Origin of the sequence: Thioclava electrotropha, from assembly GCF_002085925.2 — a bacterium.
GTDB lineage: Bacteria > Pseudomonadota > Alphaproteobacteria > Rhodobacterales > Rhodobacteraceae > Thioclava > Thioclava electrotropha.
This window is the reverse complement of the sequence record NZ_CP053562.1, coordinates 3689018-3701416: the sequence shown is the minus strand read 5'-3', so window position 1 is coordinate 3701416 and position 12399 is coordinate 3689018. Positions and strand designations below refer to the sequence as shown.

The 12399-nt window shown below is 60.8% G+C and carries 13 protein-coding genes and 1 tRNA gene; 11 read left to right on the top strand and 3 right to left on the bottom strand.

Translation table 11 applies throughout. From position 1 onward, the window contains the following. The first annotated feature begins 2 nt into the window (after positions 1 to 2). The 8 genes from AKL02_RS17590 (at position 3) to AKL02_RS17560 (ending at position 6760) form a co-directional block, all read left to right on the top strand. Positions 3 to 641 carry a carbonic anhydrase gene (locus AKL02_RS17590; protein ID WP_078604894.1) on the top strand — a complete coding sequence of 213 codons (639 nt, stop codon included), beginning with the start codon at positions 3 to 5 and terminating at the stop codon, positions 639 to 641. A 70-nt stretch (positions 642 to 711) separates the two neighbouring features. Further along, positions 712 to 1176, top strand: coding sequence for a DUF2478 domain-containing protein (locus tag AKL02_RS17585; protein WP_232621658.1), 465 nt, complete (start codon positions 712 to 714; stop codon positions 1174 to 1176). Positions 1177 to 1320: 144 nt separating this feature from the next. Then, complete coding sequence (locus AKL02_RS17580; RefSeq protein ID WP_078604892.1) at positions 1321 to 1920, top strand: TetR/AcrR family transcriptional regulator; 600 nt, start codon at positions 1321 to 1323, stop codon at positions 1918 to 1920. Positions 1921 to 1923: 3 nt separating this feature from the next. After that, positions 1924 to 3069, top strand: a complete 1146-nt coding sequence (locus tag AKL02_RS17575; protein WP_083078310.1) for an efflux RND transporter periplasmic adaptor subunit — start codon at positions 1924 to 1926, stop codon at positions 3067 to 3069. Next, positions 3066 to 4199 (top strand): ABC transporter permease, encoded by a 1134-nt coding sequence (locus AKL02_RS17570; protein WP_078549134.1) that lies wholly within the window; start codon positions 3066 to 3068, stop codon positions 4197 to 4199. The genes AKL02_RS17575 and AKL02_RS17570 overlap by 4 nt, the downstream gene beginning before the upstream one ends. A 1-nt stretch (position 4200) precedes the next feature. After that, on the top strand, positions 4201 to 4893 hold the full coding sequence (locus tag AKL02_RS17565; RefSeq protein WP_078549132.1) for an ABC transporter ATP-binding protein: 693 nt from the start codon (positions 4201 to 4203) through the stop codon (positions 4891 to 4893). Positions 4894 to 5540: 647 nt separating this feature from the next. Next, positions 5541 to 5732: a hypothetical protein gene (locus AKL02_RS21145; protein ID WP_083078311.1), complete on the top strand. Its 192-nt coding sequence runs from the start codon at positions 5541 to 5543 to the stop codon at positions 5730 to 5732. Then, a complete protein-coding gene (locus tag AKL02_RS17560; protein ID WP_083078312.1) occupies positions 5729 to 6760 on the top strand; it encodes a site-specific integrase in 1032 nt (343 codons plus the stop codon). The genes AKL02_RS21145 and AKL02_RS17560 overlap by 4 nt, the downstream gene beginning before the upstream one ends. 68 nt (positions 6761 to 6828) lie before the next feature. Here AKL02_RS17560 and AKL02_RS17555 read toward each other — a convergent pair. Next, positions 6829 to 6902 (bottom strand) — tRNA-Cys (locus tag AKL02_RS17555). Positions 6903 to 7096: 194 nt separating this feature from the next. Here AKL02_RS17555 and AKL02_RS17550 point away from each other — a divergent pair. The 3 genes from AKL02_RS17550 to AKL02_RS17540 all read left to right on the top strand — a co-directional run bounded on the left by AKL02_RS17550 (position 7097) and on the right by AKL02_RS17540 (position 10693). Further along, complete coding sequence (locus AKL02_RS17550) at positions 7097 to 7747, top strand: protein-L-isoaspartate O-methyltransferase family protein (RefSeq protein ID WP_083078313.1); 651 nt, start codon at positions 7097 to 7099, stop codon at positions 7745 to 7747. 136 nt (positions 7748 to 7883) lie between these two features. Continuing rightward, entirely contained in the window at positions 7884 to 9245 is a 1362-nt protein-coding gene (locus AKL02_RS17545; protein ID WP_078542289.1) for a TolC family outer membrane protein, read from the top strand. Positions 9246 to 9388: 143 nt separating this feature from the next. Continuing rightward, on the top strand, positions 9389 to 10693 hold the full coding sequence (locus tag AKL02_RS17540; RefSeq protein WP_083078314.1) for a hypothetical protein: 1305 nt from the start codon (positions 9389 to 9391) through the stop codon (positions 10691 to 10693). A 221-nt stretch (positions 10694 to 10914) separates the two neighbouring features. On the opposite strand, the gene AKL02_RS17535 is transcribed toward AKL02_RS17540, so the two are convergent. Beyond that, positions 10915 to 11247: a DUF6280 family protein gene (locus AKL02_RS17535; RefSeq protein ID WP_075773874.1), complete on the bottom strand. Its 333-nt coding sequence runs from the start codon at positions 11245 to 11247 to the stop codon at positions 10915 to 10917. A 399-nt stretch (positions 11248 to 11646) separates the two neighbouring features. Beyond that, positions 11647 to 12378 carry a CAF17-like 4Fe-4S cluster assembly/insertion protein YgfZ gene (ygfZ, locus tag AKL02_RS17530; RefSeq protein WP_083078315.1) on the bottom strand — a complete coding sequence of 244 codons (732 nt, stop codon included), beginning with the start codon at positions 12376 to 12378 and terminating at the stop codon, positions 11647 to 11649. Positions 12379 to 12399: the final 21 nt, after the last annotated feature.

Below are 12399 nucleotides of genomic sequence, written 5' to 3'. Positions count from 1 at the left end.
CGATGCTGAGCGATCTTTTCACCCGCAACCGCACTTGGTCGGAACGCCGCAAGGCGGAGGAGCCTGGCTATTTCTCACGTCTTGCGACGCGGCAAAACCCGGAGTTCTTCTGGGTTGGTTGCGCCGATAGCCGCGTGCCTGCGAATGTTGTTGCGGGGCTCGATCCCGGCGAGGTCTTCGTCCACCGGAACGTCGCCAACGTCGTGCATTCTTCAGACATGAACTTGCTGAGTGCGCTTGAATTTGCCGTCGAAAGCCTTGGTATTCGCGAGATTATCGTCTGTGGTCATTACGGCTGCGGCGGGGTCAAGGCGGCGACCGAGGATATGCTGGGCGGTCTGACGGATCACTGGCTCGAGCCCATTCGTCGCCTGGCGCGCGCTTACGCGATCGATCTTGGCCAACTGGCCGAGATCGAGTCCCGACGCGACAGGCTGGCGGAGCTCAATGTGATCGAGGGCGTGCGGCGTATTGCTGAGACACCAATTCTTCAGCGCGCTTGGGCCGCCGGCGAGCCAGTCAAGGTTCACGGACTAATCTATGGCCTCAAGGACGGCGTGCTTGCCGATCTTGACTGCACGATCACCCGCGCCAGTGTTTTCGGTGAGGATGTTCCGCATCTGAGCACTGCAGCGGATTGAACGGAAAGGACAAAAGATGTTTCCCATTGCCGCTATCGAAAGCCCCGGTCGGGGCGACGCGGACTTCCTGATGGCGCGATTTGCGCGACAGACGATTTCGCGAGGACTTCGCGTGTGTGGCGTTGTGCAGGTCAATATCGATCGACCCCAAAGCCACGCTTGCGACATGGACATCCAGGTCCTGCCCAATGGACCCGTTCTATCGATCTCTCAGGCACTCGGCGCGGGATCTCGCGGATGCCGTCTTGATCCCGCCGCGCTCGAGACCTCCGTCGCGGCGGTGTCACGCAGTCTCGCCGACGGGCCCGATCTGCTCGTGGTGAACAAGTTCGGCAAAATGGAAGCTGAAGGGCGCGGGTTTCGCCCGGTTATCGCGGAGGCGGTCACGCGGGGCATTCCCGTCCTCGTGGGCATCAACGGCCTGAACGAACATGCTTATGACGAGTTTACGGGCGGATATGGTTGTCGCCTTCCTTTCTCACTCAAGGCGCTCAACGACTGGTTCGACGAAGCGCGAGGTCTTGTGGGCACCTGAGGGGCCACCGAGGGCGCTTTCGATTTCGTAAATTCCGAGAGCAATGGTCGCTGGCAATGCGGGATTGGTTTCAGTTCAAAGAGCCAGTTGACGTTTCGATAGCTGTCCCATAGTAAGTAATCAATAACTAACTAAGGGCATGTGATGCGAAAATCCGCAGATCTACGAAAAGCAGAAATCGTCTCGACCGTCCTCGAGATGGCCGACCAGATCGGCCCTGATCGCGTGACTACGAATGCGGTCGCGAAACAGATCGGGCTGACACAGGCGGCTCTGTTCCGGCACTTCCCGTCCAAGGCGGAGCTTTGGGGTGCGGTCGCCGAACATGTCACCGGCACCCTGGCGGCAGCCTGGGAGGCAGCGCTCGAGGGTGTGTCAGATCCGCTGGAGCGGGTGCGCGCATTGGTGGCGGCACAGCTTGGGGTGATCGCGCACACTCCGGCGATCCCAATGCTCCTGTTCTCGCGAGAATTGACGACCGAGAACGAAGTTCTGCGCGGGGCTTTTCGGGAGCGCCTAAGCGTATTTCATGAAACGCTTGAGGCGGACATCGCCGCCGCACAGGCACAGGGGCGGATAACGGTCGATCTCACGCCGCGTGATGCTGCTTATCTGCTGAGCTCGCTTGTCCAGGGCGCCGCGATCCGATGGGCGCTCGGGCCGCGCACGACTTCAATGGAAGAGACCGGGCTGGCGCTGCTGGATGTGCAACTGCGCTTGCTCGAATGCAGGAAGGATGGCTGAGAGATGCGTAAGAGCTGGTTTGTCGTCGGTGTAGCCGCAGTCGCGCTGGCGGGTGGGATCTGGGTGCTGCGCCACCGTCCGCTGCCGGTAACGGTGCTTTCGCCAGAGACGGATGTCACGCTCCGGATTTATGGTTTGGGAACAGTTGAGGCACGTGTGCTGAGCGCCGTTGGCTTCGAACTGGGGGGCGCCGTGCAGAGCCTGTCAACAGATGCTGGTGATCGTGTTATGGCCGGGCAGGAATTGGCGCGTTTGCATCCCGAAGAACAACAGGCGCGCGTTGCCCAAGCTGATGCGGGGGTGGAAGCGGCACGTGCAGCGCTCGCCAAGGCGGAAGCTGCCCTGCCACGCGCTCAGGCGGTTTTGTCACAGCGCGAGGCGGCCAATACGCGCCAGCAGGAACTTGCACGAACGGATCGCACCTCAAAGCAGAGCGCGGAGGAAACCCAGCGCGATCTCGATGTGGCGCGCGCAGATCTCGCGGTGGCCGAAACCGAGCTGATGGTGCTGCGGGCTCAGGCGGCGGAGGCGGACGCTAATCTGCAATCGGCCCGCACGCTTCTGGATAAACACGTTCTGGCGGCTCCCTATGATGCCTTGATCATTGCACGCAAGGCCGAGGCCGGCACGGTGGTCAAGGCGGGTGACACGATCTTCAGCCTGATTGATCCGCAGACGATCTGGATTCAGGCCTATATCGACGAGGAGCGCGCGGGTCAGCTTGCGCTGGGGCAGGTGGGCGCCATCCGTCTTCGTTCGCGCCCACAACATGAGTTTCATGGCGAAATCGTGCGGATCGGGCTGGAAAGCGACCGCGTCAACGAGGAGCGCAAGGTCTGGCTCGCCTGCGCGGATTGCCCCGCCGAAATGTATCTGGGCGAACAGGCTGAGACTCTGGTCACGACGGGTCATCGCGATCGGGCGTTGATGGTGCCCGAGGTCGATATCACGGGCTTCGACGGTGCTTCGGGAACGGTCTGGATAGCGCAGGATGGTGCGCTCGCGCAGGCGACCCTGGAATTCGGTGCGCGCGACGATCTCGGCCGCGCAGAGGTGACGGACGGTCTGCCGGAAGGCGCAGAGGTTGTTTCGCCGGTTCCCAAAGGCGCTGTCGAAGGCCGAAAGGTGAGAGTCGAGGTAGACGAATGAATCTTGCGCTCAAGGATATCCGGCATAGCCTGTTTCGCTTTGTCCTGACCTGCTTCGGGTTGGGGTTGCTGATGACTGTCGTGCTGGCGATGATCGGGATTTATAACGGTCTTGTTTCGGATGCACTTGCGGCAGTCAAAGCACCGCGCGCAGATCTCTGGGTCGTTGAGGCGAATACTCAGGGGCCCTTTGCCGAGGCGTCTTCGCTACCTTCCGCGACGCGCGATGCGGTGGCGCGTCTTCCGGGGATCTCTGACGCGGGCGCGATCACTTACCAGACGATCGAGGCACAGCACGGGACGCAGACGCTTCGGCTATATGTTATAGGTTACGAGCGCGGTCGTCCCGGAGGTCCCTCCACCATCACTGATGGGCGTGGGCTTGGGCGCAGCCACTACGAACTGGTGGCCGACCGAAAGTCGGCGCTTCAGGTCGGCGACACGATCCGTATCGGACGTAACCGGTTTACCGTCGTCGGGCTGACAGAAAATGCGATGAACTCCGGCGGTGACCCCGCGGTCTTCATGACGCTTTCCGACGCGATGGCCCTTCAAAGCGAACTCGATCCCGCAGCCGAGAGGGTCCGCGCGGCGCGTGGCGCAACATCGCCAGACGCCAGCAATGTCGCCGCAGTAATTGCACGGATCGAGCCCGATGCCGATGTTGAGCGGGTGGCTGCGACGATCAGGCAATGGAAACATCTGGGCGCCCTGACCCAGGCACAGCAAGAAGAACTGTTGCTCGCATCGGTCGTCGATCGCGCACGCCGCCAGATCGGTCTATTCTTGGGCATCCTGCTCACCGTCTCGGCAGTGGTGATCGCGCTGATCATCTACACGATGACGATGGAGAAGCTGAAACAGATCGCGACGCTCAAGCTGATCGGGGCACCAGATCGCACGATCCTCGGTCTCATAGTTCAGCAGGCTCTGATCCTGGGAATTTCCGGCTGGGCGATCGGGCTGTCTTTGATTTTGCTGGTGAAAGACAGTTTTCCTCGCCGTGTTGTGCTGGAGCCCACCAACGCATTGGTGCTTGCCGGGATCATCGTTGGTGTCTGCATCGTGGCCTCCGGGCTCGGTATCCGTGCCGCGCTCAAGGTTGACCCTGCGACGGCGATTGGAGGCTGATATGGCAATTGGTGACCTTCTCGTCGATGTGTCAGGCGTAGCCAAGCATTATGGCGAGGGTGAAACACGCGTCGATGCATTGCGCGTGGTCGATTTGCAGATCCATGCGGGCGAGGTGGTGGCGATGCTCGGCCCTTCGGGTTCGGGAAAGACCACACTGCTCAACATTATCGGATGCATTGTTGACCCCTCGGCAGGCCGTCTCTTGCTCGATGGCGAGACGGTGTTTGACGGCCGATGGCTGCGTGGCAACCTGCGTCAACTTCGTCTCGACAAGATCGGCTTCATCTTTCAGGCGCATAACTTGCTTCCGTTCCTCACAGCCGAAGAGAATGTCTCGGTGGTGCTGAATCTCGCGGGCTGGAAGCCTGCGGCGGCGAAAGCACGGGCACGCGAATTGCTGGATTATCTCGAGGTCGGACATCGCGCCGAGGTCAAGCCCGCGCATCTGTCAGGTGGGGAAGCGCAGCGCGTTGCCATCGCGCGCGCATTAGCGAACCGACCCCGGATCATTCTTGCCGACGAGCCAACGGCTGCTCTCGATTCCGTGCGGGCTCAGCTTGTGATGGATTTGCTGCGAAAGCTCGCCGTCGAGCAGGAAGCCTGTATTCTCACCGTGACGCACGACGAGAAAATCTTCGACCGCTTCGATCGGCTGATCCATCTCCGCGACGGGGCGCTGATCGAAGCGTGAGGTGTTTCCGCGAAGAAGGCGTTGCTTCGCTTGTCTTCCGAATATTGGAGCCGCGCGGCAAAGGTTCATCTTCTTCACAAACAGTAGGTGCTATTCGCTTTCGTGAAAGACGCCTCGGGGGCAGTGTCATGAAGGTGCGCTTTCTCCCGAGAATTTAGCGTTGGTCGCGCGTTTCAGCTTGTTTGCAGACGCAGAGTGATTGCGTGGCACACCAGGCGGAGTGGGGAGCGTTTCTGATGCAGCCCGACAAAGGCCGCTCGTGGCGTGATCAAGGTCGTGAAATCTTCTTTAGCAGGGGCGTTCGAATTGGATGCCGTCTGACGTCTCCATCGAGTTCCGAACACGTGATTGAAGAACGCTTCATGTGCTCGATCCGCGAAGTTTATTCAGACGAGAATGGCTGCCGATCTAGGTCGAGAGCAAAGAAAATCGAAGCTCCAGATCAATCAGGCTAATCCTCACGCCGAAGCAGAAGAGCCGCGCCCGGGCCCATGTGGCGTAGGCAACGGCTACATCCTGGCCACGATTTCCTGTGGATTGAGGAACGAAACCTCTTCGGTATTTCACCCCAAAGCACCACAATAGGGAATGCGGGGCCAAAACCTCGGAAATTCAGGCCCCAAGAGGGAATATCGCTAGGAAAGAAGATGGCCACAAGCCCCCAGGCACACTCGAAAAGACTTGTCGCCACACTTGTGCGCGAATTGTCCGACGCTGGATTGGCCGGCGCGCGGATCGAGGTTAAGCCAGATGGCTGTGTCATCCTCCACATGACGAAGATTGAACAAGAACACCCTGATGACTTCCTCAGCGGTGATCTGAGGATGGGGAAGAAATGACGAGGAGAGCGCTCCCTAAATATGTCTACGAAGATCGTGAGTATGTTCGGTTTATTCGCCGGGCTCGCGGCCAGTCAGAGATGATGCACGAGGAGCCGGGGTCGCCAGAATTTTGGGATCATTATAATCGGCTTCTTAAGGCAGAAAAGTCAGCTCCTTCCAATAGGAACTTTGAGGCCCTTATTCTAAGCTATTATGAAAGCGAGGCTTTTCAGAAACTCGCTCCCCGCACGAAAAGCGACTACCACAAGTATATTAGCCATATTCGAGATATTTGGGGCGACTATGAGCCGGCTAAGATCGAAACAACGCACATCTACGAGTTACAGCAAGCGAACAGGCATCATTGGCGCCAAGCGAACTATCTCGTTCAGGTTATGGTGGTGCTCCTCAACCATGCAAGACTGAAAGGCTTTATTAAAGGAACCGGTGACAAAACCGCGGCGCATGGCGTTCCTCTCCTGAAGCAAAAAAGTGACGGCTGGGAGCCGTGGCCGCAGGATGTGCGCGAAGAGTTCGAAGAAGTTGCAACAGCTAGAGCAAGGCTTGTTTACGAACTTTGTATCGGGACCGGCCAGCGCATTGGCGATGTGGTGAAGATCCGTTGGGGCGACCTTTCGGAGGGCGTCTATCGGGTTAAGCAAGGCAAAACTGACAAGGAGTTGTGGATCCCGCTCACCGAACGCTTGGCGGAGTATCTATCTGCGGTTCCCAAGAAGGGACTTCACGTGATCACAGATGCAAAGGGGCGGCCAGTAAGCTACCGCATGATCGCCGAGGAGATGCGTAAGGTGAAGGCAAGCATGAAGCATCCGCAAGCTAAGAAATATGTCACGCACGGTCTGCGCAAGAATGCGACGATCGAGCTCTACTTAGCTGGATGCGACGACGAAATGGTGAAGGCCGTCACAGGTCACTCGGGCGTAGAAATGCTGAAAAAATATGGTGGTGAGGTCCGACAGCGACTTTTTGCACAGCAGGCCCAAGAAGCCCGGAATCGAATGGAACAGAACAAGAAGGGAACGTGAAAGTTTCAACGCTTGTTTCAAAATCCGATTTCTGAACGAGAAAGCGCGACGTAAGTCATTGAAAAATTTGGAGGCGAGTACCGGAATCGAACCGGTGTACACGGATTTGCAATCCGCTGCGTCACCACTCCGCCAACTCGCCGCCGTGGTGTTGGCGTCAGATACGGTATCGCAAGCGCCCGCGCAAGAGGCGAGTTGTGCCTTTGGCGCATTGTGCGCAGGCGACGTCGGCTCTGAGCGTAAGGGCAGGTCCGAAGGCCCTCTCGCATAACTTGCTCAGACCCTGCTTCTGTGGCAAAACCGGCCACAAGGGTTTGCTACCGAAGAGTTCTCGACATGCAAGATTTCGCTACGCGCCGCACCATGATGGTCGACACGCAGGTCCGTCCCAGCGATGTGACCAAATTTCCGATCATCGCGGCGATGCTGCATGTGCCGCGCGAGCAATTCGTGCCCGCGGCCAAGCGCGAAGCCGCCTATATCGGGGAAAACCTCGAACTCGCGCCGGGCCGCGTGCTGCTGGAACCGCGCAATTTCGCGAAGATGCTCGATGCGCTCGACATCCAGCCCGATGATCTGGTCCTCGATGTGGGCGCGGGGCTCGGCTATTCCTCCGCCGTGATCGCGCGGATGGCCGAGGCGGTCGTCGCGCTCGAAGACGAGGAGATGGCATCGCAGGCAGAGGCCGCGCTGGCAGAGGCGGGGGCCGACAATGTCGCCGTCGTCACCGGCGCGCTGACCGAGGGCGCGGCGCAGCACGGCCCCTATGACGCGATCCTCATCGAAGGGGCGGTCGAAACCGTTCCCGCCGCGCTGATCGAGCAACTCAAGGAAGGCGGCCGGATCACCGCAATTTTCATGGAAGACGCCCTCGGGGTCGCCCGGATCGGTTACAAGATCGACGGTGCGATGAGCTGGCGCGATCTTTTCAATGGCACCGCACCTGTCCTCCAGGGGTTCGTGAAGCCGCGTGAATTCGTGCTCTGAGGAGCACATCGAATAGGCTAGCTGTTTTGCAGGATATGCAATCGGGCGCTGAGCCGATAGAATTTGAAGTAATCGCGCCCGGCGGCAGAGGGACAACACCTGCATCTGCGGCGATACAGGAAACGAGGGACATTCGATGCTGCGCAAGACTCTGACTATGACCGCTTTGGTCGCGGCTACCGCATTTGGGCCGGTCGCGGCAGGGGCGGAGACGCTCGCCGATGCGCTGGTCTCTGCATATCGCAATTCGAACCTGCTGGAGCAGAACCGGGCCGCTTTGCGGGCCGCCGATGAAGACGTCGCTCAGGCGGTCGCGAATCTGCGCCCGGTCCTGCAATGGACCGCGAGCTACGATTACCTGAATTCCGACGCAACTGGGGCGATCTCGCAGAGCGCCTCGACCTCGCTCGGTGCGTCGATGACGCTGTTCGATTTCGGTCGCAACAAGATCAATGTCTCGATGAAGAAAGAGACCGTGCTGGCCACCCGTGAGGGTCTGCGCTCGGTCGAGCAAAACGTGTTGCTCTCGGCGATTCAGGCCTATTCGGACGTGAAATCGGCCTCCGAGCAGGTCGCGATCAACCAGAATTCGGCACGCGTCCTGAACGAAGAACTCAAGGCCTCGAACGACCGTTTCGAAGTTGGTGAAGTCACCAAGACCGACGTGTCGCTCGCTCAGGCACAGCTCGCGTCCGCCCGTGCCTCGCTCGCTGCGGCACAGGGCAACCTGCGCTCCGCACGCGAGGCCTACAAGGCGGCCACTGGCCACTATCCGAGCAACCTCGCGGCCTTCCCGAAGCGTCCGTCTCTGCCGGGTTCGCTGGATGCTGCACGTGACATCGCGCTGCGCACCCATCCGAGCATCAAGCAGCTGCAGCACACCGTCGCGGTCTATGACCTCGGTGTGGATTACGCCCGCGCCAATCGCCTGCCGAAAATCACCGGTTCGCTTGGCCTGCGCCAGCAAGAGCAGGGCGTGCAGACGCAATCCGCCGGGATCGAGCTGAACCAGACGCTTTATTCGGGTGGCGCGCTTCTTTCGGCGCAGCGTCAGGCCGTGGCGAACGATCAATCGGCCCGCGCGCAGCTGAGCCAGGCGGGTGTGACGGTCTCGCAAAACGTGGCCAACGCCTGGGCGGCGATCGACATCGCGAAGGCGCAGATTTCGGCTTACGACCAGCAGATCACCGCAGCCCGCACCGCCTATCAGGGCGTCAAGGAAGAGGCGCTTCTGGGCGCGCGCACCACGCTCGACGTGCTCTCGGCCGAGCAGGACCTGCTGGATGCGCAGGCGGGCCGGATCGACGCGGCGGCCACTCTGCAGGTAGCTTATTATCAACTTTTGTCCGCTATGGGTCTGTTGACGGTAGAAAACCTGAAGCTTGGAATTCCGACCTATGATCCCGCGGCCTATTACAACTCGGTCCGCACCGCGCCCCTCACGCTCAGCCCGCAGGGCAAGCGTCTGGATCGTGTGCTCAAGGCCATCGGCCAGTAACGACCGAACGGTGTTTCGGCGGGCTTTCGGGCCCGCCTGCCGCGCCGCTGTGGCGCAGGCATCGCAGCCTCCGGGTGTCCCTTTCAGTTTCGGATCCGTCACGGCTGGACAGGCGCGCGTGCGCGCTGCAGGATGGAGTGATCATGGCTGATACCCGACCCAGACCCGAAATCGAAGATGTGCTGGCATCGATCCGGCGACTGGTGTCGCAGGACAGTCCACGTGTGGCCGAGAGCTATCCGACCTCGAGAGGGGAGGGCTCGACGCCCGATCCTCTGGTTTTGACACCCGCGCATCTCGTGTCGGACACTCAGGCGGAGTCGAAAGGCGATATCCACGATCTCGAATGGTCCGCGCCGGGTGTTTCTCCGGAAGAGGAAGCCGCAGAGGCGCAGGATGACGCCGTCGAACTGTCGGAGGCGCCCACCGAGTCGGTGGAGCCCGCAACGCTTTCCGAGGCGCGTCGCAAGCCGCAGAATTTCGAACCCGAATTCGACGATGCCGAGGCCGAGCCCTGGCCGTCGGAGGCGGAATTGCCGCAGGGCAGCTTTGACGACGAGCTCAAGCGGCTGGAGGGCTCGCTCGCCCAGCTTGAGGCAGAGGTGGCGCGCGATGGTGCCGATTACGAATCCGAAACGGGCGACGCGTTCGAACCGGCAGGCACCGCGCCGCTGACCGAACTGCCCGAAAGTTTTACGCCGGTTTGGGATCAGGGCTCCGATCCGGAGCAGACCTTCACCAGCGCCGAGTGGGAGGACGTGGCCGGCTTCGTCGCGCCGCATGCGCCGGAAGCCAACGAGGCGGAAGACGACACGGATATCGCCAGCGAGACGCTTGAAAGCGTCGGGGATGATCCTCTGGCGGGCCTCGATTTCGATGACGCCGCTCCCGCAGAGGTCGAGCCGGAAGACATCAGCGCGGAGGAAGAGACCTTCGGGACCGAGGCCGTGATCGGCTTCGACGTGCCGCCGGGAGCCGAGGCAGAGCCTGAGCCTGCGTCGCTGCAGGACGCCACCGCAGCGCAGGATTGGGAAGATCTCACGCCGGAGATGGACGGCGCTGATAGTGCTTCCGAGTTCGTGCAGGCGAGCGAGCATGCGGCTGACACACCGCCGCGTCGCCTGCATCTCAGCGATGCCGGGGCGCGTGCCCCGGAGCCGGAGCCGCGGACGTCCAGCTATGCGGAGCTGCGTGCGTCGCTCGAGGAGGATTTCGAGGCGGATGAGATCGCCGCGCTCGAGGCCGAGCTTGCGTCCACGTCGGACCAGCCCGATGCCGCCTTGCATCCGCTGGCGCAATCGATGACCGAGACCCAGCTCCGGCACCTCGTGTCTTCGCTGCTGCGCGAAGAGCTTCAAGGCGCGCTCGGTGCGAAGATCACGCGCAACCTGCGCAAGATGGTGCGTCGCGAAGTGCAGCGCGCTCTGATGAGCCGCGATCTGGACTGAAGCTTTTCGGGTTGGGGAAAAGCCGGGGCAGGGTACGCGATGCGACTCAGCCCTACGCGGTGCGGTCATGGCTTACATTGACTGAGAAGCTCTCGCACGGAAGGGAGCGCAAACCGCCCTTCTTGATCGCTGAGAAGAACACGCCCAAGAAATTCAAAACGGCGCGCCCTGTGGGACGCGCCGTTTTGTGTATCCAACTGTCGCCGTGGCGCCTGAAAGGATCAGGCGGCTTCGGCCTCGTGTTCGTCCGAAATCGCGGCGAGACGGCGTTCGCTTTCTTCGCGCGACAGGGCGACCGACGTGCGGACACCTTTGCCGACGAATTCCATCAAACCCCGGACGACGCGCTCGTTCGGATCGATGCCGGCGCAGGACAGAACTTCACGACCATCGCGCGAGCGTGCCCAGCGGGCGATCTGCTCGGGACCGTTGCCGTATTTCTTGTCGTCTGCAATCGCATCATCCAGCGCCGCGAGAACCACAGCGGCGAACAGTTTGCGGGCTCGTTGGCCCTGCTCGTAATTGAAGGCCGAGCCGTCAACGAAATCGCGCATTCTTCCGTCCTTTGTTATTGCTCTTGCGTTTCCTGGCGTGAGGGCCATCTAGGCCGTTCGGCCCCCGATTCGATATGCCTTGGGTCACATGGCAGGTATGCGGCTAGCGCATATCACCTTTGCCGCCCATCAAAAGCTAGCCCCCTCACAAGGGATCGCAATGCACGCGAAGTAAGCGTGTGCCGCTGGAATTCAAGGCCGGCTATTTGCGAAGCGCGAACGCACGAAGGCCTAGATGGTCTTCTAAGTGATTGAAATTGCGCTCTATTGATGGTCTTCAGATCGCGCGAATTCGTTCGTATTACGAAGGATTTCTTGCGGTCGTTTCCTCTGCGTCACGATGTTCCGTAAAACGCATGGATGGGGCTTGCGCTTTCTGAAACATTTGATCCTCGCCGGTCATAAATAAGTGACCACCGCGTCACCCGCCGACATCTCGCCCGATGCGCGCCCGAGGCGCAGATAGGCGATCGCGCGATCGCCGGAACGGGTGAAAAGACGCCCGACGCTGCGCCCGTCCGAGGTGATCTCGGTTCCCGGCTCGGCGGGGCCTTTGACATCGACTGTGACGAAGCCTTTGCGCAGCTCGGTCTTGTGCTTCATCCGCGCGGTGACTTCCTGACCGACATAGCAGCCTTTGCGGAAATCGACGCCGTCCAGCCGATCGAACCCGGCCTCGAGGATGAACGTGTCGGGGGTCAGCTCGATACCGGTCTCAGGGATGCAATGCGCAACGCGGATCGCGTCCCAATCGGTGCCGTCATCGTCCGCTTTGTCCCCGTAGAGCCGCCAGCCCATGTCGGGATGGCGCGGATCGGCCAGCGCGCCCTCGGGCGCAGGCCCGGTGCCGCGATAGACCTTCAGATCGGAGGGGGCGATCGCGACATCCGCACGCAGCTTGTACATGCCCAGCCGCTTGATCGTCGCCTCGGCGATGCTCTCGTCGATATCGAGCACGATCGCCTCGCCCCGCGCCAGCAGGAAGAAATCGGCAAGGTATTTGCCCTGCGGCGTCAGCAGGGCGGTATAGACCAGCCCGTCTTTCACGTGGCTCACGTCGTTCGTCACCAGCCCTTGCAGGAAGTGCTCGCGATCCGCACCGGTGATCTCGTAGAGAATGCGCTCGGCCATAGAGGTCTCCTTTCCCCGCCC

What these genes read in the sequence shown, in the direction of transcription:
- AKL02_RS17590 (WP_078604894.1), top strand. Translation starts at nt 3, where the DNA reads ATGCTGAGCGATCTTTTCACCCGCAACCGCACTTGGTCGGAACGCCGC.
- AKL02_RS17585 (WP_232621658.1), top strand. Translation starts at nt 712, where the DNA reads ATGGCGCGATTTGCGCGACAGACGATTTCGCGAGGACTTCGCGTGTGT.
- AKL02_RS17580 (WP_078604892.1), top strand. Translation starts at nt 1,321, where the DNA reads ATGCGAAAATCCGCAGATCTACGAAAAGCAGAAATCGTCTCGACCGTC.
- AKL02_RS17575 (WP_083078310.1), top strand. Translation starts at nt 1,924, where the DNA reads ATGCGTAAGAGCTGGTTTGTCGTCGGTGTAGCCGCAGTCGCGCTGGCG.
- AKL02_RS17570 (WP_078549134.1), top strand. Translation starts at nt 3,066, where the DNA reads ATGAATCTTGCGCTCAAGGATATCCGGCATAGCCTGTTTCGCTTTGTC.
- AKL02_RS17565 (WP_078549132.1), top strand. Translation starts at nt 4,201, where the DNA reads ATGGCAATTGGTGACCTTCTCGTCGATGTGTCAGGCGTAGCCAAGCAT.
- AKL02_RS21145 (WP_083078311.1), top strand. Translation starts at nt 5,541, where the DNA reads ATGGCCACAAGCCCCCAGGCACACTCGAAAAGACTTGTCGCCACACTT.
- AKL02_RS17560 (WP_083078312.1), top strand. Translation starts at nt 5,729, where the DNA reads ATGACGAGGAGAGCGCTCCCTAAATATGTCTACGAAGATCGTGAGTAT.
- AKL02_RS17550 (WP_083078313.1), top strand. Translation starts at nt 7,097, where the DNA reads ATGCAAGATTTCGCTACGCGCCGCACCATGATGGTCGACACGCAGGTC.
- AKL02_RS17545 (WP_078542289.1), top strand. Translation starts at nt 7,884, where the DNA reads ATGCTGCGCAAGACTCTGACTATGACCGCTTTGGTCGCGGCTACCGCA.
- AKL02_RS17540 (WP_083078314.1), top strand. Translation starts at nt 9,389, where the DNA reads ATGGCTGATACCCGACCCAGACCCGAAATCGAAGATGTGCTGGCATCG.
- AKL02_RS17535 (WP_075773874.1), bottom strand. Translation starts at nt 11,247, where the DNA reads ATGCGCGATTTCGTTGACGGCTCGGCCTTCAATTACGAGCAGGGCCAA.
- ygfZ (WP_083078315.1), bottom strand. Translation starts at nt 12,378, where the DNA reads ATGGCCGAGCGCATTCTCTACGAGATCACCGGTGCGGATCGCGAGCAC.